The sequence below is a fragment of the Hymenobacter sp. B1770 genome (assembly GCF_049896385.1).
Classification (GTDB): Bacteria; Bacteroidota; Bacteroidia; order Cytophagales; family Hymenobacteraceae; genus Hymenobacter.
The window spans coordinates 589716-607798 of sequence record NZ_JAFCUF010000001.1 but is presented as its reverse complement, the minus strand read 5'-3'; the positions used below and the strand labels follow the sequence as shown (position 1 = coordinate 607798).

Annotated in this window: 19 protein-coding genes; 3 read left to right on the top strand and 16 right to left on the bottom strand. The window is 57.9% G+C overall.

Annotated features, from left to right (window positions below):
• Window positions 1–67 precede the first annotated feature (67 nt).
• The 6 genes from ACP7AJ_RS02525 to ACP7AJ_RS02500 form a co-directional block, all read right to left on the bottom strand.
• Window positions 68–706 (bottom strand): HAD family hydrolase, encoded by a 639-nt coding sequence (locus ACP7AJ_RS02525; RefSeq protein WP_426058609.1) that lies wholly within the window; start codon window positions 704–706, stop codon window positions 68–70.
• 81 nt (window positions 707–787) lie between these two features.
• Window positions 788–1555: a creatininase family protein gene (locus ACP7AJ_RS02520; protein ID WP_426058608.1), complete on the bottom strand. Its 768-nt coding sequence runs from the start codon at window positions 1553–1555 to the stop codon at window positions 788–790.
• Between the two features lie 50 nt (window positions 1556–1605).
• On the bottom strand, window positions 1606–2925 hold the full coding sequence (locus tag ACP7AJ_RS02515; RefSeq protein WP_426058607.1) for a M48 family metallopeptidase: 1320 nt from the start codon (window positions 2923–2925) through the stop codon (window positions 1606–1608).
• Window positions 2926–3016: 91 nt separating this feature from the next.
• Window positions 3017–3607 (bottom strand): GNAT family N-acetyltransferase, encoded by a 591-nt coding sequence (locus tag ACP7AJ_RS02510; RefSeq protein WP_426058606.1) that lies wholly within the window; start codon window positions 3605–3607, stop codon window positions 3017–3019.
• 256 nt (window positions 3608–3863) lie between these two features.
• On the bottom strand, window positions 3864–5216 hold the full coding sequence (locus tag ACP7AJ_RS02505; RefSeq protein ID WP_426058605.1) for a TPM domain-containing protein: 1353 nt from the start codon (window positions 5214–5216) through the stop codon (window positions 3864–3866).
• A gap of 100 nt (window positions 5217–5316) precedes the next feature.
• Window positions 5317–5868, bottom strand: coding sequence for a GNAT family N-acetyltransferase (locus ACP7AJ_RS02500; protein WP_426058604.1), 552 nt, complete (start codon window positions 5866–5868; stop codon window positions 5317–5319).
• A 246-nt stretch (window positions 5869–6114) separates the two neighbouring features.
• Between ACP7AJ_RS02500 and ACP7AJ_RS02495 the strand changes: the two genes are divergently transcribed.
• Both ACP7AJ_RS02495 and ACP7AJ_RS02490 read left to right on the top strand, forming a co-directional pair.
• Entirely contained in the window at window positions 6115–6984 is an 870-nt protein-coding gene (locus ACP7AJ_RS02495) for a manganese catalase family protein (protein WP_426058603.1), read from the top strand.
• 171 nt (window positions 6985–7155) lie between these two features.
• Entirely contained in the window at window positions 7156–7575 is a 420-nt protein-coding gene (locus ACP7AJ_RS02490; protein WP_426058602.1) for a hypothetical protein, read from the top strand.
• A 135-nt stretch (window positions 7576–7710) separates the two neighbouring features.
• Here ACP7AJ_RS02490 and ACP7AJ_RS02485 read toward each other — a convergent pair whose 3' ends face one another.
• The 6 genes from ACP7AJ_RS02485 to ACP7AJ_RS02460 form a co-directional block, all read right to left on the bottom strand.
• On the bottom strand, window positions 7711–9858 hold the full coding sequence (locus ACP7AJ_RS02485; RefSeq protein ID WP_426058601.1) for a catalase: 2148 nt from the start codon (window positions 9856–9858) through the stop codon (window positions 7711–7713).
• A 259-nt stretch (window positions 9859–10117) separates the two neighbouring features.
• The gene (locus ACP7AJ_RS02480) at window positions 10118–10645 is read right to left on the bottom strand and encodes a DUF421 domain-containing protein (RefSeq protein WP_426058600.1); all 528 of its coding nucleotides are present in this window, start codon (window positions 10643–10645) and stop codon (window positions 10118–10120) included.
• 147 nt (window positions 10646–10792) lie between these two features.
• A complete protein-coding gene (locus tag ACP7AJ_RS02475; RefSeq protein WP_426058599.1) occupies window positions 10793–11104 on the bottom strand; it encodes a hypothetical protein in 312 nt (103 codons plus the stop codon).
• A gap of 182 nt (window positions 11105–11286) precedes the next feature.
• On the bottom strand, window positions 11287–11748 hold the full coding sequence (locus tag ACP7AJ_RS02470) for a hypothetical protein (RefSeq protein ID WP_426058598.1): 462 nt from the start codon (window positions 11746–11748) through the stop codon (window positions 11287–11289).
• Window positions 11749–11804: 56 nt separating this feature from the next.
• Window positions 11805–12263: a hypothetical protein gene (locus ACP7AJ_RS02465; RefSeq protein WP_426058597.1), complete on the bottom strand. Its 459-nt coding sequence runs from the start codon at window positions 12261–12263 to the stop codon at window positions 11805–11807.
• 881 nt (window positions 12264–13144) lie between these two features.
• A complete protein-coding gene (locus ACP7AJ_RS02460; protein WP_426058596.1) occupies window positions 13145–13894 on the bottom strand; it encodes a DUF4386 domain-containing protein in 750 nt (249 codons plus the stop codon).
• Between the two features lie 551 nt (window positions 13895–14445).
• On the opposite strand from ACP7AJ_RS02460, the gene ACP7AJ_RS02455 reads away from it, so the two are divergent.
• Window positions 14446–14757: a hypothetical protein gene (locus ACP7AJ_RS02455; protein ID WP_426058595.1), complete on the top strand. Its 312-nt coding sequence runs from the start codon at window positions 14446–14448 to the stop codon at window positions 14755–14757.
• 263 nt (window positions 14758–15020) lie between these two features.
• Here ACP7AJ_RS02455 and ACP7AJ_RS02450 read toward each other — a convergent pair whose 3' ends face one another.
• From ACP7AJ_RS02450 to ACP7AJ_RS02435, 4 genes are all read right to left on the bottom strand, one after another.
• Window positions 15021–15371 carry a hypothetical protein gene (locus ACP7AJ_RS02450; protein WP_426058594.1) on the bottom strand — a complete coding sequence of 117 codons (351 nt, stop codon included), beginning with the start codon at window positions 15369–15371 and terminating at the stop codon, window positions 15021–15023.
• Window positions 15372–15577: 206 nt separating this feature from the next.
• Entirely contained in the window at window positions 15578–16147 is a 570-nt protein-coding gene (locus ACP7AJ_RS02445) for a DUF4142 domain-containing protein (RefSeq protein WP_426058593.1), read from the bottom strand.
• A gap of 133 nt (window positions 16148–16280) precedes the next feature.
• A complete protein-coding gene (locus ACP7AJ_RS02440; protein WP_426058592.1) occupies window positions 16281–17342 on the bottom strand; it encodes a sensor histidine kinase in 1062 nt (353 codons plus the stop codon).
• An 8-nt stretch (window positions 17343–17350) separates the two neighbouring features.
• Window positions 17351–18034: a hypothetical protein gene (locus ACP7AJ_RS02435; RefSeq protein WP_426058591.1), complete on the bottom strand. Its 684-nt coding sequence runs from the start codon at window positions 18032–18034 to the stop codon at window positions 17351–17353.
• Window positions 18035–18083: the final 49 nt, after the last annotated feature.

Genomic DNA, 18083 nt, shown 5'->3' with positions numbered 1-18083 from the left:
TGCACTTACCCAAAGCTACACAAGTTTTTAGCTTTTGCCAGGCCCCTGAGCCGGAACCCGGCCGGGCTCAAAGCAGGTTATGCAAATCGGAAAGCTGATTGATGCGCACGGGGGCTTCGGCCTCCGTCAGGCTGCCAAAGCCGTAGGTTGCGAAGATGAACGGAACCTCAGCGGCCTGGCTGGCGGCAAGGTCGCCGGGGGTGTCGCCCACGTACACGGGCGCCTGCAGGCCGTAGCGGGCCACCACTTCGCGGATGTTTTCGGACTTGGGCAGCTTTCGGGTGCCAAAGCACTGGTGGCCTTCGAAGTGGTGGCTCAGCTGGCTGTTCTCAAAGAATGCTTCTACGTAGCCCAATTGGCAGTTGCTGACAATGAACAGCCGGTAGCCGCGCCCCTTCAGGTAGTCGAGCGTGGCTTCCAGACCAGGGTAGAGCGTGCCGCCCGGCTGCTGGGCCGCCTGCAGTTCGTGGCGGGCGCAAAGGGCACGATATTCTTCCAGCTTATCAGCGGGCAGGTTGGGGAAAAGCCGCTCGTAGACCACCTCGTAGGGCTGGCCGGTCACGGCCTGCACCTGGGCCAGGGTCACGTCGTTGTTGATGTAGTCGACGCTGCTTTTAGCGGCTTGAAAGGCGAGAGTAATGGCGGCCGAGGCATCCCAGAGGGTGCCATCGAGGTCGAAAATGATGCTATCGAAAGGAAGCGGCATGGGCAAAGGCAAGGGTTTGGAAAGGCGAAGATGACAGCCACCCAGCAAACCGTCTTTGCCCACGCCGGTTTTGGTGGGCTTCTACTCGTACAAATCCTGCGGGTCGGCCGCGGCCAGCTCCACCAGAAACTGGCCGATGTTGGTGGTTACGGCTTCGAGAAAGGCCTGGCCTTTTTCGGCGGTAGCTTCGGCGGGGTTGCCCACGCCGGTGTCGGCCGTCACCTTGCTCCACTCGCGCTGGGCCCAGGCCCACCCCTGCCGCAGGGCAGCAATGCGAAACTGCTTGGCGTCCCCGTCGCCGGCTTCCGAAAGCGGGCGCACCAGCTCGGGGGCGATGTGCAGCATGGCGCTGGTTTCGAGGGCATCGGCGTGGTCACCGGGCGCAGTGAAGTACTGGCTGCGGTCAGCGGCTTTAAACCAGTTGAGGGTACTTAGAAACACGGTGGGGAATTCGGCCTGCAGCTCGCGCAGAATCTGGCGAAAGTCGTTGCCGCCGTGGCCGTTCAAAATCACCAGCTTGGGAATGCCCTGGCGGGCCAGCACCTGCACCAGGTCGCGCACGATGGCTAGCTGCGTGCTGGGGTTCAGGTTCATGTCCAGCGTGATGTCGAGCTGGCCGGTGTTCACGCCGAAGGGCACATTGGGCAGCACCACCACCTTGGCGCCCTGCTCCCAGGCTTTGCGGGCGGCCTCGGCGGCCACGTAGTCGTTCTGGTAGTTGTCGGTGGCGTAGGGCAGGTGGTAGTTGTGGGCCTCGGTGGCGCCCCAGGGCAGCACCACTACCTGGTAGTTGGCTTCCTGAACGGTTTTCCAGGTGGTTTCGGCAAGGATGTAAGGGCGGGAAGTCATAGCGGAGGCGGGAAAAGCGAGCTACTTGTACGCAAATCGTGCGCGAGGCACTACCTAGCCGCGGGCAGCTGTCCGGGCGAGTTGGCCTGCTTGTCACCCAGGTTCTCTGCCTTCCAGCGCATGGCCGTGGACACGCGTGTATGGCCGCTGGGGTGGTCAAAAAACAAGATTTCCTCCAGGGGGCCGGGGTTGATTTTGCGGTACTCCGACAGCTTCATGGCCACTGAGGCAAAGGCATCGGGCTGGCGGGCGGCGTTCAGACCAAACACGTCGGCCTCCTGCTCATTGGTGCGGATGATGGTATTGAAAACCGGCGTGGCCAGAAAGCTATACACGGCAAACAACGCTACGGCCAGTGGCAGCCCGCCCACGTCGGCCAGGCCGGCCACGTCCCAGCGGGCTCCATAGCGCGCCACCAGCCTCCGAAACGCCCAGTCGACAAACCAAAACCCGATGCCGATGAGCAGCACGAAGAACACGAGCATCTTCGGAATGTGATTCAGCACGTAGTGGCCCAGCTCGTGGCCCATCACGGCCTGCACTTCCTGCGGGGTGCTGCGCTTCAGTAAGTTGTCGTTGAGCGACACGCGGATGGTGCTGCCTATGCCGCTTACATTGGCGCTGATGCGCTTGCTCTGCTTCGAGGCATCGACGAGGTACACGTTGCTGGCGGGCACGCCGTTGGCCCGTGCCATACTTAGTATGCTGTCGCGAATGGGACTGCCCGGCAGCGGCACGTATTTATTGAACAGCGGACTTATAAACACCGGCCCCAGGAATACGGAAGCCACCAGAAACACCGCCACGATGCCCGTGCTCCACACCCACCAGCTGCGGCCCGTTCGGCGCACGGCCGCGTACAACACCAACAGCAACAAACTGCCAAACACCAGCGTTAGGGCCAGCCCGATGAAGGTTTCGCTCAGCCACTCGCCCAGGCTCTGGTTCGATAGCCCGTACTGGTGCTCCCGGAAGTAGCCCTCGTACACGGTGAGGGGGAAGCTCAGCACCCAGGCCAGCAGCAGGTACAGGGGTAGATAGGCCAGCGTGCGCAGCGCCGGCCGCGGCAGTCGCCCCACCAAGGCCTTGAGGCGCCGCGACAGTCCCAATCCCAGAAACACCCCGGCCACGCCCAAGGCGTAGAGCACGTTCCACAGCTGCAGCCAGTAACCGCCCTCAAAATAGGCGTCCGATTTGGCTTTTTGGGCGGGCGTGAGGGAGTTGAGGTAGGCCTGCGTAGCGGCCTCCACGTTGAAGGCCGCCTGGGGTGTAATCTGCACCGTAGGCGCCGCAACGGGTTGCGCGGCCTGCGCAGGTAAGCCGCTGCCCATCAGCAGCAAGGCAACCAACAATTTCAGAAAAAATGACATAGGGCGCTTGCAGAAAAAACGGGTAGAATGAGAGTATCCCGCCCGCAAGCTACTGGAATTTTCATCTCGCTGCCTCGGCCTGCTGCCGCCGCTACAAGGCAGCGGCGTCGCCGGTGGGCTCTTCCGCTTTGCCCGAGCGTTCCAGCATCACAATGGGGTCGCCGTGGTAGGTGGTGCGGATGTATTCGCGGTAGCCAAACTTGTGAGCCAAGCGCAGCGACGCCTCGTTTTCGGGATGAATAATGCACATGGTGCGGGCGTGCTTGAAGTGGGCATCGCCCCAAGCTATAACCGCCGCCACGGCCTCGCTGGCGTACCCCTGGCCGTGCACGCGTGGGGCCAGCACCCAGCCAATCTCGGGCGTATCGCCAATTTCCGGGATGATTTCGCGCTTCAGATGCAGGTAGCCCGCTCCGCCGATGTACTCCCCCGTGGCCTTTTCCTCGATTGCCCAAAACCCGTAACCCAGCATAGCCCAGTGGCCCATGCTGCGCAGCAGCATCTTCCAGTGCTCTTCGGCCGACAAAGGCTCTGCGCTCAGGTAGCGGTGGAAAGCGGGCTGACGGCCAATGGCCAGGTGCGCTGGAAAATCATCCGGGTTGATGCTTCGCAGTATCAAACGGCTGGTTTCCAGCACCGGCACTATTTGCACGGCAGACTTGAGAGTATCGGTTACGGACATGAGAGTTGGCAGCGATAAAGAAGCGTGAGCGAAGAATTCAGAGCTAGCAAAGAAAAGAGCCCCGACGCTTTTGCATCGGGGCTCTGTCAATTCTTATTCTTTTTCAGAGAAGCTAACGGCTGACTCGACCAACTGAACGGTGTAGAGACGCCACACCTGGCGTCTCGGCGTTGAACGATAGATGGAACGATAGCCAGACGGCGCGGACGACGAGACGCCAGGTGTGGCGTCTCTACACCGTTCTTCAGCCCGCTTTTTACCACGAGCCGCTATTGTCGTCGTCGCTGTCGAAGCCGCCCCCGCCGAAGTCACCGGACGAGGGGTCGTCGTAGCTGTTATCGTCGGCCGAGAAGTAATCCGGCGAGTCGTTATTGGTTAAATCATCCGAAAAATAGTCCGGCGCTGCATTGCCCGTGCCCCCGTCGCGGGAGGAAAAAAAGTCGTTGGCTGCGCCGGTTCCCATGGCACCTGCGCCAGCAGCTCCAGCGGCATTATTGGGGTCAAAACCGCGCGAGCCGCTGCCGTCGCCAGCCAAGCCGTGGCCTGGGGCTTCGTGACCCGAAGCCATCCGGTTGCCCAGATAGGCGCCTGCGGCCGCAGCCGCGCCGGTGGCTAGTATGCCGCCCATGCCGCTTCCGCCACCACCCATGATACCGCCGCCCTGGTTGGGCGTAGCATTGTAGTTGCCGCCACCGCCAAAGTTGCTGCCGCCCCGCTGCGCGTTACCTGGGCCGTTATTGGGGCCGTTGCCCGGGTTGCGGTTGGGAAGGAAGTCCGGCGTGTTCTGGTTAGGAAGGAAATTCGGGGTGTTTTGGTTGGGCTGACTGGGAGCCGCAGCTGCAGCAGGCGCACTCTTGCGCCGGAACATCCGCATCAATATCCACAGCAAGCCCCCCACACCGAGCGCCCCCAGCAATATGGTGCCAATGCCAAAGCCGGCCGATGGCTCGGTACTCGGCGGGGTCAGCAGCGGGTCGTTGGGAGTGTTGGCAACCGGCTCCTGGGCCACGCCTGCCTGGTCGGTTTGCAGGCCCGGGCCGCTGGTGTTGCCCGGGGCTGTGGAGTAAGACGAGGCCGTGGCTCCCTCCTGCGCGTTTTTCGGCGCCGAATCGGGGTTGGCCGTTGCCATCAGGGTGTTTAGGCCGGTGCGCAGGCCCGCGAAGTAGTTGCCCTGCTTGAAGCTGGGTGTCATCTGGGCGATAACCTGGCTGGTAACGGCGGGCGTGATGCTGTTTTTCAAGCCGCTGCCGGGCTGAATGCTTACCTGACGCTCCTGCTGACTGACGAGGACCACCACGCCGTTGTTTTTATCGCGCTGGCCCACGCCCCAGGACTCGCCTAGTCCACGGGCATAATCGGCCACGGTGCGGCCGCCCAGCGAGGGCACCGTCACTACCACAACCTGAGTGCCGGTGTTGTCGGCGTAGCGGCGCAGGCCGCTTTCCAGCTTTTTCGCGTCGGCCGGAGACATGAGCTGCGCCTGGTCGTTGACGAACTGGAAGGGCGAAGGACGAGGCGGCAACCCCGCGGCTGTACCCGACTGCGCGGCCACCGGCTGGGCCAATCCGGCCCAGAGAAATGCGAGAGCAAAAAATAAGAGACGAGACATGGCACAGGTGCTGAAGTGAGAGAACAATCCGAATTAACTTACCTTTTACGGCGCCAGCGACGGCATGGCTGTTATTGAGGAGCTTAACCGGGCGTTGTTCTCAGGCCGCAGTTTCGGTGGGCTCTACTGCCCGCTCAAACCGAAGGCGGCCGTCGGGGGCATGGCCGGCTGGCGCAAAGCCGTTGCGCAGCAGCACCTGCTGCGAAGCCAGGTTGTCGGCGTCGGTGTGGGCCACCAGCTGCCGAACCATGCCGGTGGCGGCGGCCTGCTGCACCAGCCCGGCCACCAGCTCGGTGGCCAGGCCCTGCTGACGCCAGTCGGCCGCGATGGAATAGCCAATTTCTGTTGAGCCATCGGCGTCGGGTGGGCCCATGAAGCCACCAGCGCCAATGAGGGTACGGGGCGTGTCGTCGGTGGCTTTGAGCAGGGCGTACCAGCCATACCAGCCGGCGGCGGTGCGGCCTCCGGCCGTGAGCTGGTCGAGGAAGTAGTGCATGGCCTCGCGGTCGTACTCGCCGGGTGGCCAGTCGGCGGGCAGGGCCGCGCCCAGCAACACGGGAAAGTACTGGGGTTTGTGCAACTCGGCGGTGAGCAGTGCCCGGCTGGCAGCCAGAATAAGAAGGCGGGGCGTGTGGGTTATCAGCGGAATCATAGGGCAGGTATACGGCAACGGGCCACCGAAGTCGGGCAGCCCAACGAAGCTATTGTCGGCCTTCGCTGGTGCGGGCCAACTGGCCGACGTTGCTTCCATTCTGCGTGTTAATACCGAAAATGGCACCCGCATATTTCAGTAAAATATACGTGTTTTTCCCTCGGAGCAAGGTTTTATTCGGACGTACATCATTAGACCGTAGCGTATTGCTAGCGGCCAACACCTTTCCACCCCCCCTTTCTATCCATGTTCTATCACGATAAAGAGCTCCAGTACAAGGTCCGGGTCACCAAGCCTAATCCCGTGTTTGCCCGCATGCTGCAACAAGCCATTGGCGGCATTGAAGGCGAAATCCGCGTGTGCTTGCAGTACATGTTTCAAGCCTGGGGCCAGCGCGGCCCCGTGAAGTACCGCGACATGCTGCTCGAAACCGGCACCGAGGAAATGGCCCACATCGAAATGCTGGCCACGGCCGTCGCCCTCAACCTCGAAGGCGCGCCCATGAGCCTCAAAGAAGAGATGAGCAAAGACAAGATGATTGGCGCTGTAATGGGCGGCATGGACCCGCGCCATGTGCTCTCTTCTGGCCTCGCAGCCATGGCTGTAGATGCCAACGGGGTTCCATTCAACGGCTCCTGGGTAGTGGGAAGCGGCAACATCGCCGCCGACATGTACGCCAATGTAATGGCCGAAAGCACCGGCCGCGTGCTGGCTACCCGCCTCTGGGAAGCTACCGACGACCCCGGCATGAAGGACATGCTCGCCTTCCTCATTGCCCGCGACACCATGCACCAAAATCAGTGGCTGGCCGTGCTCGAAGAGCTGGGCGGCCTCGACTGCCACCCCATCCCCAACAGCTTCCCGCAGAGCCAGGAAGTAAAAGACTTCAACTACGCCTTCGTGACCACCAACATTCGCGGCGATGGCACGCCCCTGGGCCGCTGGACCGAAGGGCCGTCTATGGACGGCAAAGGCGAGTTCCACATCCGCCGGGCCCAGCCCTTGGGCGGCGAGCCCAAGCTAGCCGCTCCTGACCCACGAGGCCATGCGCAAACCGAGCAGATGACCAGCGGCGGCCTCGCGGCCAAAGCCAAGCACAAGCTGGGCCTGGGCTAGGCCCCTCCCCGTTGCTTCCTGCACCAACCCAGTCCCGGCCGAACAGCGTAGTTGCACGCGGCCGGGACTGGGTTTGCTTTTGTAAGGTCAAGGCATCCGGGCAACCGCCGTAGAGGGTTATATTTACCTACTATCTCCCTAACATTCTATCTCTACCCGTCGGTCTTGCTGATGTCTCTCGTGCTCTTGCTGGCCTCTGAAGTTCTTGACGTGCATTACGATGCAGCGCACGCCTGGCTGTACCTGGACTGGAAGGGCCCCCAGCAGCTGCAGCTAGTGCAGGCCGCCTGCGCACGGGTCACCGAGCTCATTGTGCAAACCGGCGCTCACAAGGCCCTCAATGATAACACTCACGTAACAGCAAGCAATTGGGAGCTGGCCAAGTGGATAGCCTACGAATACCTGCCCGTGGCCGCCCAGGCCGGCATTAGGTACGTGGCGTGGGTGCATAGCCCTCTGCTGGGCGCCCGCACCAACATCGACCTCATGACGGCTTTCAGTGACCGCAAACCGCAAGTAGCCATTTTCGACGAGGTGGTGGCAGCCTACGAATGGCTCAGCAGCGTTTCCACTGTACACGCCGAGCATTGATGCAACAAGTACTCCGGGGCGAACCTGCGATGAACGAGTTGTCCGCTGTTACCTGCCTGTCAAGTCGAAAAGCCCCCAAAGGGCGCTGACCTCAGCGCCCTTTGGGGGCTTTTCGACTTGACAGGCAGCGGGGCGCTAGGCCGGCACGCCTTCGATTGGTCTATCCCAATGCCGGTGCTGGCCAATGGCCTTGCGGTAGGCTTCGGTGAAGTCGCTCCAGTCGGTGCCGCGTAGGGTCACCACGCCTTTATCCGACTTCAGGCCGCTGTCGGCGAAGGAAGCGCCTTTGAGGCGGCATTCCTGCATCAGGCCCACGCCTTCGCCGCTGGCTGCCAAGGGCTTGTGGTGCTGGTAGGCCTCCTCTATAAATTGCAGGGCCTTGCCCATCTGCTGGAGTTTCTGCACGCTCTTCTCGCCACCGGGCACAAACACGGCGTCGTACACTACCGAAGCGGTGGTGGCAAAGGTGTGCTTCACTTCTACCTCCTGCCCATTGGCGGCCTTCACCTTGCCTAGCTTGGTCGAGACCGTTTCGGCCTTGGCGTTGCCTTGCTCCAGCATGGCTTTTACCTGCTGGTAGGCTTCATGGTCGAACCCCTCGGCGAGCAGCACGGCCACTTTGCGGCCCTTGATGTGCTCTTTCTTGTTCTTATCGATGCTGAGGGCCGGCGAGTCGGTGACGCTTTTCTTGTCGCTGAGCGCGCCGGTCACCTTGTCGGCTACGTGATGAGCGGCGTCCTTGAGGGAGGCTTTCCAGGCGGCTTCGTCAAAGTCCACGCCGACGCTATCAGCCACGGCCACGGCCAACGCCAGGTCTACTTGCGCCACGTGGTTTATCATGGCTTCGCGCACGTGCAGGTGCTCTACCTTGCCCAGCTCAAACACGAAGGCCTCCATGATGTGCTTTTGCTCGGGCTTGGTCATGCTGTTGTAGAACAGCCGGGCCTGCGTGTAGTGGTCGTTGAAGCTCTCGGAGCGCTTGCGGATTTTGTGGCCTTCTACCTTTTCCTGGTGGTGCACGTAGCCGCCTTCGGCCGCAGTGGCTGGGCGCGGTGAGCTGTTGTTGAGCGAGTTGGGGAAATAGTTGGTGCGGTTCTGCTTGTCGTTGTTAACGGTCTGGCGCATGTGGCCGTCGCGCTGGTTGTTGTGCACCGGCGCCACGGGCCGATTGATGGGAATCTCCTGGAAGTTGGGCCCGCCCAGGCGCAGCAGCTGCGTGTCGACGTAGGAAAACAGACGCCCCTGCAGCAGCGGGTCGTTGGTCACGTCGATGCCCGGCACCACGTGGCCGGGGTGAAACGCTACCTGCTCGGTCTCGGCAAAAAAGTTGTCGGGGTTGCGGTCCAGCGTCATTTTCCCAATGAGCTGCACCGGCACCAGCTCTTCGGGCCAGAGCTTGGTGGCGTCCAGCAAGTCGAAGTCGAACATGAATTCGTCTTTCTCCTCAATCACCTGAATGCCCAGCTCGTATTCCGGGTAGTTGCCCTGCTCAATGCTTTCCCAGAGCTGCTTGCGGTTGAAGTCGGGGTCTTTGCCGGCAATTTTCTGGGTTTCGTCCCACACCAGGGAGGCCATACCGGCCACAGGCTTCCAGTGAAACTTAACGAAGTGGCTCTCGCCCTGCTCGTTGATGAGGCGAAACGTGTGCACGCCAAAGCCCTCCATGTTGTGGTAGGAGCGCGGCAGCGCGCGGTCCGACAGCACCCATAAAATCATGTGCATGCTTTCGGGCGTGAGGGAGATAAAGTCCCAGAAGTTGTCGTGCGCGGCCGAGGCCTGCGGCATTTCGTTGTGCGGCTCGGGCTTCACGGCGTGCACCAGGTCGGGAAACTTGATGGCATCCTGGATGAAGAAGGGCGGCATGTTGTTGCCCACCAAGTCGTAGTTGCCCTCCTGAGTGTAGAACTTGGTGGCGAAGCCGCGCACGTCGCGCACAGTATCGGCCGAGCCCCGGAAGCCTACTACGGTGGAAAAGCGCACGAACACCGGCGTCTCCACACCTTCTTTCAGGAAGCCGGCTTTGGTAAGGTGGCTCACGTTGCCATAGGCCCGGAAAGTGCCGTGGGCTGCCGAGCCCCGTGCGTGCACCACCCGCTCCGGAATGCGTTCGTGGTCGAAGTGGGTCATCTTCTCGCGCAGGTGGAAATCTTCCAGCAGCGTGGGGCCCCGCTCGCCGGCTTTTAGCGAATTGTCGGTGTCGGAGATGCGCACCCCGGTGTTGGTGGTCAAAAAGGTGTCGGCGTTGTCTACCGACTGCAGCTTTTTGTCGTCGTCTGTCTTCATAGCTTGAGTAGTCAGGTGGTAAAAAGTGTGAAGACACCCCCTAAAGGGCGCACTTTAGGTACGCCCGCTACCCCGTAAAGTTCAGCAGTCAGCAACGGCCCGCTTTGAAAATGAGCCATTCACCCGCTCCAGACGTGCACTGCTGGCCGCGTAAAACCGGGGCCGCCCGGCAATCAGGGCGCATGGCTCGCTGGCTATTTGCCCCTGTGCGCCAGTTGGTTTCTAGCCAAACAAGCGTGGCCAGCCAGCAGGCAAAGTGCTACACCGCCGATGGGGCCTCGGGTGGGTTCTGCTCTTCTTTTTTACAGATGATGCTGATTCGCCCTGAGGGCTCCATGTAGGCCTCCTTAATGCTGTCGATGTCGGTGAGGCCGTTGGAGCGCACCTCGCTCATCAGCTCCTGGCGGGTGATGAGCTCCTTGCGCATGTTGTCCTTCATCATGCGGCCGTCCTTGATGAGCAGCAGCTTGCCGGGCTTAATCAGCTTGTCGAAAAACGGGAAATGAAAGCCCAGCCAGTTCAGGGCGTAGCTCCAGAAGATGATGGTGCCAACCAGGATGATGCCCTCCGTGACGGAGCGGTACTCGCCGGCCATGCCGTTCTGAGCAGCATCGGCAACCATCACCACAAAAAGCATGTCGGTGATGCCCAACGTCCCCGACTCACGCTTCAGCACCACCCGCAGCAGCAGGAAAATGCCCAGGAAAATCAGCGTGCCCCGCACCACAATCTCGAGCAGTGGCGTGGTGGGAACAAAGACGGTGCCCCAGTCAACTTGCTCAAACATTAACGTGCCAGTTAGGGTGAAAGGCCGTTGCACCGGCCCCTGCCTTATACGCCCCGCTGCAGGTACCGTTAGGCAGCTGTTTTGCTCGCTGACGGAAGGTGCCAGGCAGGCTCAGGCTCAGTTGGGGCGCGGAGGCGCCGGCTTTGTTCAGGGCTTCACCAGCACGTAGGTCGCCACCTCGGTTGCGCGGTCTGCGGAGCCTAGCACCGAGGTGCTTTGCAGGGCATAGCCTTCCCGGTAAAGCCCCGTCAGCACGGCGTGGAGTTGTTCAAACTCCGCATTCTTGTTGTTGCCCGCTGCGGAGCTAGGCTTAATAACCTCCGTTTTGCCGGCCCCACGCGTGAGCTTGATATGATGAGGAAATGCACGATACTGCACCAGCACCAGGCTAGGCGGCCCAGCCCACGCCGCTACCGAAACCATCACCATGAAAACGATGCTCAGAAGTAATTTCATCATGTTGCGAAACAGTAAAGAGTGGTGATAAAATCAAATGTAGTCGCCGCGCTTCTACCCATGTCCCTGGCCGCGCCCGATGCTTAAGCAAATGCACTGGCCAAGCTGCCGCCGCAGTCCGGTAAGCCGGTACGCCAACCGGGTCGGCGGGTTGTACAACCGGGCGTACGGCTTACCGAGCCCGTTCAGCGAGCAGTTCCTGCCCCGGCCCGGTGGCCGGCACTACCCACGGCTACTCGCAAGCTAAGTAGCGCCAGCACCAACGTCAGGGGCGTGAACAGCAGCTTTTCAAGCTCGTTTTTTGACGCGAGGTTGCCGAAAGTATTCACCAGGAACAGCAGAAACATCAGCCCAAAAACAACCGTCATCACCCGTTGAGGCACCATCAGCTTGACATACCCTGCTTTCACCGCCACGGCTGCCAGCATCAGCAGGGTAATGGTGAGGGACACGGCTTCGAAAGTCAACATCTGCGAATGGCTGCGCAGCCGGCCGCCCCATACCATGCCGAAGGGGACCACGCCTGTCACCACCAGCACATGAAAAATTGTAGTAGCCAGAAAAACAGCCAGTAAGCAGTGGAGGGCCAGGCGTTCGGAAACAAGTGCCTTCATGGGGTTGTGGCGCATGGTGGGTACAGACTGCACAGGGCAAACAAACTTTAAAACCTGCTAATACCTGGGAAACCCGCACTCGCAATTGACTACGGTTTAACCACGCGGTGCTGGGCCAGGTTTCGCGCCACCCACCCGGGCAGTCTGCGGGTGCGTTGGTACCTGCTCAATACGTCCTCTTCGCTGCCTTTGGTGTAGCGGGTGTAGCGGCTTAGCACCGACACTGTGCCGATGATTCCTGCACCCAGAACCATCAATGCCGGGATGGCGCTGGAGGTGCCAGTACCGGAAAGCTGACTAATAGCCACCAGGCCCGTCCCCGCCACCGACACGCCCAAGGCCACGGGCGTAGCGGCCAAAAACCACCCGCTGGACTTGCGTTTGGCTTGAAACAGGTCTTGCAGCGCGGCCACGGTATCAGCCGCGGTGAGCAGGGGTCTACTCACGCCTGGGGCAGCGGGGAGCGGTGCCTGCTGTGCGTAGCCGGGGTTGCTCCAGCCGAACCAGAGCAAAACCAGCAGCCAGACCACAGTTCGGGAGAGCATCATAGGGCTAGAACAAGATGCCTAATATAGGCTTTAGTTGGCATTTCAAGCGCTCTGCCTCAGCTAGCTACCCCAAAAACAACCCAGCCGCGCCCGGGGCAGAGGCGGCTGAGGAATCGGAGAAGCCTATACTATCCGTTGCATTAGCCTGCTCACCGTCTTGAATGAGGTTGGCTACGGTTTGGCAGCCCGATGCTTGGCCAGGTTTCGCGCCACCCACCCGGGCAGCCTGTGGGTGCGTTGGTACCTGCTCAATACTTCCTGTTCGTTGCCTTTGGTGTAGCGAATGCACCGTTGTAGCAACAGCACCGTTCCAGTGACTCCCCCTCCCAGGATTATTAGTGGCGGGACAGTGCTGGGATTTCGACTGTAATACTGGATTACAGAAGCCAATCCCGCCCCGGCCATTGTCAGACCCAATGCGACAGGCGCGGCTGCCAGAAACCACCCACTGGATTTGCGTTTGGCTTGAAACAGGTCTTGCAGCGCGGCCACGGTATCAGCCGCGGTGAGCAGGGGCCTACTTACAGCCTCGGTAGCAGAGAACGGGGCCTGTTGGGCGTAGCTCGGTTTGCTCCAGCCCAAGCAGATTAAAACCAGCAGCGGAAGTACAGTTCTGAGGCACACCATAATTCATGAGCAGAGGACCGAATATAAAAATTTATTCTTACTCTAACAACACGAATTACAGCCCATTACCCCCAAAAAACCCAGCCGCGCCCGGGGCAGCTGGACGATGCTTCAGGCCACCAGCCGTGTTTGGCCATAGTTTCTTGCATCCGTGCCAGGTTGGGCGGGCCACTGGCTTGCAGGAGCGCCCCAGTTCGGGGAAGGAGGCAGTATCGATTTAAACCCGGCTGCGGTACTGCGCTGAAGCGTGCAGCCTACCCGGCCGCAGCTAAACGATGCGCAGTCCGGCTCCCTTGCGCGTGCCATTTTGCGCTATCCACGCCCTTCACCAGCAGCCACAGGCACAACGAAGATTCGCCAATAAGGCAGGGCAGCAGAATAACAGGAAGCAGCAATGCGGCGAGGACCGGGGCAAAAAGAGCCGCAGAACAAGCCACCAGGTAGCACCCGCCCGCTACCTGCATCAGGATGCCTACCACTTTGGGCAAGTAGCCCGACTTAAAAATCAGGTACCCGTTCACCAGGCAGGTAAAGCCAAAGAACAGGAGGGCAATGTTGAAGGATATTTCGTGGGTCTTTAGGGAGAAGTCTGCCAGCATGGGCACCTGCCGAGGTCCCAAGGCCTGGGCATACTGGGCACTTTCCAGGGTGGGCAGCACCAGCAGCAGAAACACCTTGCTGATGGCCTCCACTGCCAGGGAAACCAGGTTGAAAAACAACGCCAGCAGCACCAGGCTTTTGCTCACGGGCCGCAGCAGCAGGTATTCTATCCACAGCAGGGGCACGGCACACAGTACCACCAGCACATTGCCGGCCACGGAAAGGCGCCACAGCCCCGGCGCGGCCAGTATGTTGCGCGCGGTGGTGGCAGCATCGCCCGATACCAGCAGTTTGCTGGTTACGAAGCCCTCCGCAAACAAACCAAACAGGATGATGACCAGGTAGAGGGCGCCCCCCAGACGGGCATACACCAGCGGGGAGTTTTCAATCGTACGAAAAGCCATTTTGAATGGTATGTGAGGTCTGCTCCCCTACTGGCACCGGAACCTGCAGACGTTGGGCTGCCTACGCCGAATAGGTGTTGAGCACAGGGATTTAACTACTATGCGCAAGCTACCCCAAAACAAAACAGCCGCGCCCGAGACGGCAGCGGCAGGGCGATGCTATTGATGCCGACACCCTTCAGTTCCTGACTTCCCTCTTTGCTGCTTTCAATACATCGGCCACCTTCCGAAAGGCTTTTGCTAGTTCAGGACTTGCGCCCAAGCCGAAGTGACTTACGGTTGAGGCGGGTAGAAGATGGAGGCATAGAAAGAGTAAGGCAAGAGCAATTGCTACCAGATTACGCAACCAATGCGTGGGCTATTCAGGAGGATGCACTCTGCTCGTTTGTCAAGCCGCTTGCTACACAGCTTCGTAGTAACGACTTCACCGTGAAGCTCAACACTACGAACTGCCGCATAAATTTTTCCGTACCATTCCCTGCATCAGCTGTAAAACACCAGCAGCTGATAAGCTATTGTTCTACCCGATTATAACCCATTAAACCCACGTTATGAAAAACGACCAGCAAACCCCCAAACGCCCCGAGCAGGGCAAGAAAGGCCCCGGCGTAAGTGGCCAGCTCACCGGTTCCCACGAAGGCCCTGTGGCCGGCGATGCCACCAATACCCGCGGCGAAAACGTGCCCAGCCGGGAGGGCCACAGCGCCGGTGCCAAGAAAGGGAAATTCGACCCCGAAAAACACAGCCCCCAAGGTTCCAAGGCTAACGCCTCCGACGAACGGGGCGCCGACAGTTCCGACAAGGAGTTCCGCAACAACCAACCCAACGACAGCACCTCTAATGTCGGCCGCCACACCTCGTAGCGGAAGCGGCACCTGACCGGCCGTTTCTGTTGCATACGATGTGGCCGTTACTGGTAAAATCGCACAAAGCCGAGGCCCGTACGCTGCCCAACAGCGGTGCACGGGCCTCGGCTTTCGTTTTGGCCGGCGCTGGCTATAATCCGGTGGGGATACCTAACGAAGCATTCCGGAAGCAACTCCATCCAAGCAAGCCGCCCCAAAAACAAACCAGCCGCTACCAGAGCGGCAGCGGCTGAGGAAACCGGAGGTGTTTTAACTAACTGCTAGCGGCGGCGGTGCTCTTCGTCGTTGCGGCGGCGCTCGCGCTCACGGCGCCGTATTTCGCGCTCGGCTTCGTAGCGAATCCGCTCTTTTTCGTCGCTGCCGGTGTAGGGACGGTCGTAATCGTCATTTTTCTCCACCGCGTCAGCGTGGCGTTCCAGGTCGTTGGCGCGGGACTCGGCTTCGGCGCGCACCAGTTTGGCTTCGGCCCGGGCCCTTTTGGCATCGGCTTCGGCCTGGGCCTCGGCGGCATCGTCGAGGGCGCGTTCGGCTTCGGCCCGCTTGGCATCTTCCTGGCTGCAGCCGCCCAGCAGCAGACCTGCGGCGATTAAGTAAACAAAGCGGTTGTTCATGGCTAAGGCGAAAAGCAGCACCCCAGGTGCCGGGTAAGAAGTAGCCGATGTACGGACGAGTATACCGAAAAGTTGATTCGGGGTATCCCGAGTAGGTGCCCAGGGCCCATGGATAGGCACGCTACCCCAAAAACAAACCAGCCGCCCACGGCGCGGCAGCGGCTGGGTATTCTTCTGCTACGCTTCCCACTAAGCGACGTACCTTCTTAAGGGTGCTCAGCACCTTTGCGTAGTGCCAAAGCGTGCTGATGATGTACGCGCACAATCCGACGCATACGCCCCAGCCATTCCCGGTACTCGGCATCCTGGGCGCTGTCGTAGGCCATATCAAACAGCTTAACTGCCATTCCGTGGTCGTTCACCATCATAGTGATATAGCGTCGGTCTAGCTCGGCGTCACTGATATTATTGAGGCTATCAACTTTTAGCCGCTGCTCACGCATCATTGTATCGGGCGGCACTAGCCCTTTGCGCCGCATCAGGGACCGGTATTCGTCGTTTATATCAGTGTGCTGTTGCACCATTTGGTTGGCGTAGGCTCTAACTGTGGGCTTGGTAGCTCGCTGGGAGGCAATTTTGCCTAATTCCACCTCCATAATGCCAGCACAGCCCGCCAGCGGCAAAAAGATGTAGGCGAAGGGGTCGAGTTTACCGCCCGAACTTCTTATTTGTGACGCTGCTACGTTACTTGTTGTCTCTTTTGTCTTATTGCTACTACAGGCAGCAAGTTGCAGTAAGCATACTAAGAGAACGGGGGCGAAATACCGAGCATTCATAAGCAGAAGCGAAATAATTACACTTCTAATATATTATGAATATACAGTTCCCACAACTCTTCTATCCGCAAGCTACCCCAAAACCAAACCAGCCGCTCCCGGGGCGGGGGCGGCTGGACAAACGTGTTAGTGCCTAACGCTGAACTGAGGTATTGAAAGATGGCAGTTTAATTACAAACAGGTTATGGTTGTATATACCTCCATCAACGACAATGTTCCTTTCCATTTTTGAGTTAGGCACAAGGAATAAACAAGCACCATTGAGTTCAAGAACTTTTAGTATGATATCCATCCCCATACCATTACCTGCTTTTTCTTGGTGAAGCGCATTTTCGCCAGAGTAACCGTCATGGAATATCTTATCCATTTCAGCGTCTTCTATCCTTACACTTATCATATCCATAAACACATTCAAATATTTGCCACTTTTTTTAAAGGATATTGTTAGTTTAGTATTTGGGCAAATGTATTTGCTTGCATTTTCGATTAGGTGATAGATAGCTACATGAGTTGACTCATAGTCAACGTATATACGTTCGGTGGTTGGCTCTATATAAGTGTCAATGTTTTTCGAGAAAAAATCCTGATAAAACAGGTGCATTACGTTCATAACAATTTTATGAACAGGATGAGATGTTTTAGAAAGGCGGGGAGCTATATCGTATAATTTATTGAACACAGAAAACTCTGTCTTCATGGAGATATTATTCTTCATTATTTTTAGAATTGCCTCCGCTGCGCCATCTACATTAGTTTGAATATAAGACTTTATTGTCCTGAGCACTTGCTTAACATCCTTATTTAGTGCCTCTTGTGGCACAACTAAATATGCTTCCTGTATATTATGGCCATTTAACGAAGCCAAATTGTGGATTAACCGAGCTGCTTTTTTATTAGACTCTTCACGTATAGAGTTCCTTATTCCTCCTATTCCAATAGAGACCTCAGAATATATTCTTAGCTTTTCTTTAAATTTTTTAGCGCTATTTAAAGACTCTCTTGAATCGTCACATATATATACAGCTCCTGCTTCTTGATTATTTTTCCCTTGTCGCCGAGGCAGTTTTGAGAACTCACATTGCACGAGTTGAGCACTCGAATTACATTTTTGAACGCATGACTGACAAGCATCGCTTGGCAAGGAACTGAATCTAATTTCACCTCTTACATTAAGAAAATTAACAAATACTGACATGGGTTCACCTACTTAAATGTTTCTAGACCAAGCTGTTCTACAAGGTTTATAAACTCGTACGGTTCAGCGTTTTTGTATAGTTGGTAATCGACAATGTTAAATGCCCTATGAAAACGGTCTCCATTCTGGTCAGATGAGTATATAACAACCTTTTTATGAGGATACTTAGATTTAAGAGCGTACGCAAGTCCAAGTCCTTGGTCGTGAAAATCTAACGCTTTCCCAACCCCCTGTATGTCAACAAAAAAGATATGCGCCTCTCTTACCTCTTCAGCATCAAGGGCTTTGATATCCTTTACAGCTTTAGTATGATTCCATCCCGCAGCTTTAAGAATACTAACAACCTTGAATTTTGCGTCATCATCTATAAACAAAATTCTCGCTCTGTCCTTGCACTTTGAGATGCCTTCCTCTACTCCTTCTTTCATCTGCTTACCTCCATCAGCGGGAGGCTGTAAGTAGTTGTTTAATGTAATGTTGTTCGTATTAGTGTTATCATTATTAGGGTTGATGGTTGGGCTGACCTGTATCTGAGGACTAGAACCATTTTGATTGGATTGTTCCTTCTTTTCTTCAGGCTTTTTGTCTTCTTTGTTACCAGACAAAAACTTTCTTACAGCTGCGTAGACAGAGCCAAATCCTATTAGAGCAGCGCCTATTTTATCGGCATTTGCAGTAAACCATTCAAACATATTTTGGGAGAACTAAAAGGTAGAATTCCAGATTTCATGGCCTAACGAA

What these genes read in the sequence shown, in the direction of transcription:
- ACP7AJ_RS02525 (WP_426058609.1), bottom strand. Translation starts at nt 706, where the DNA reads ATGCCGCTTCCTTTCGATAGCATCATTTTCGACCTCGATGGCACCCTC.
- ACP7AJ_RS02520 (WP_426058608.1), bottom strand. Translation starts at nt 1,555, where the DNA reads ATGACTTCCCGCCCTTACATCCTTGCCGAAACCACCTGGAAAACCGTT.
- ACP7AJ_RS02515 (WP_426058607.1), bottom strand. Translation starts at nt 2,925, where the DNA reads ATGTCATTTTTTCTGAAATTGTTGGTTGCCTTGCTGCTGATGGGCAGC.
- ACP7AJ_RS02510 (WP_426058606.1), bottom strand. Translation starts at nt 3,607, where the DNA reads ATGTCCGTAACCGATACTCTCAAGTCTGCCGTGCAAATAGTGCCGGTG.
- ACP7AJ_RS02505 (WP_426058605.1), bottom strand. Translation starts at nt 5,216, where the DNA reads ATGTCTCGTCTCTTATTTTTTGCTCTCGCATTTCTCTGGGCCGGATTG.
- ACP7AJ_RS02500 (WP_426058604.1), bottom strand. Translation starts at nt 5,868, where the DNA reads ATGATTCCGCTGATAACCCACACGCCCCGCCTTCTTATTCTGGCTGCC.
- ACP7AJ_RS02495 (WP_426058603.1), top strand. Translation starts at nt 6,115, where the DNA reads ATGTTCTATCACGATAAAGAGCTCCAGTACAAGGTCCGGGTCACCAAG.
- ACP7AJ_RS02490 (WP_426058602.1), top strand. Translation starts at nt 7,156, where the DNA reads ATGTCTCTCGTGCTCTTGCTGGCCTCTGAAGTTCTTGACGTGCATTAC.
- ACP7AJ_RS02485 (WP_426058601.1), bottom strand. Translation starts at nt 9,858, where the DNA reads ATGAAGACAGACGACGACAAAAAGCTGCAGTCGGTAGACAACGCCGAC.
- ACP7AJ_RS02480 (WP_426058600.1), bottom strand. Translation starts at nt 10,645, where the DNA reads ATGTTTGAGCAAGTTGACTGGGGCACCGTCTTTGTTCCCACCACGCCA.
- ACP7AJ_RS02475 (WP_426058599.1), bottom strand. Translation starts at nt 11,104, where the DNA reads ATGATGAAATTACTTCTGAGCATCGTTTTCATGGTGATGGTTTCGGTA.
- ACP7AJ_RS02465 (WP_426058597.1), bottom strand. Translation starts at nt 12,263, where the DNA reads ATGATGCTCTCCCGAACTGTGGTCTGGCTGCTGGTTTTGCTCTGGTTC.
- ACP7AJ_RS02460 (WP_426058596.1), bottom strand. Translation starts at nt 13,894, where the DNA reads ATGGCTTTTCGTACGATTGAAAACTCCCCGCTGGTGTATGCCCGTCTG.
- ACP7AJ_RS02455 (WP_426058595.1), top strand. Translation starts at nt 14,446, where the DNA reads ATGAAAAACGACCAGCAAACCCCCAAACGCCCCGAGCAGGGCAAGAAA.
- ACP7AJ_RS02450 (WP_426058594.1), bottom strand. Translation starts at nt 15,371, where the DNA reads ATGAACAACCGCTTTGTTTACTTAATCGCCGCAGGTCTGCTGCTGGGC.
- ACP7AJ_RS02445 (WP_426058593.1), bottom strand. Translation starts at nt 16,147, where the DNA reads ATGAATGCTCGGTATTTCGCCCCCGTTCTCTTAGTATGCTTACTGCAA.
- ACP7AJ_RS02440 (WP_426058592.1), bottom strand. Translation starts at nt 17,342, where the DNA reads ATGTCAGTATTTGTTAATTTTCTTAATGTAAGAGGTGAAATTAGATTC.
- ACP7AJ_RS02435 (WP_426058591.1), bottom strand. Translation starts at nt 18,034, where the DNA reads ATGTTTGAATGGTTTACTGCAAATGCCGATAAAATAGGCGCTGCTCTA.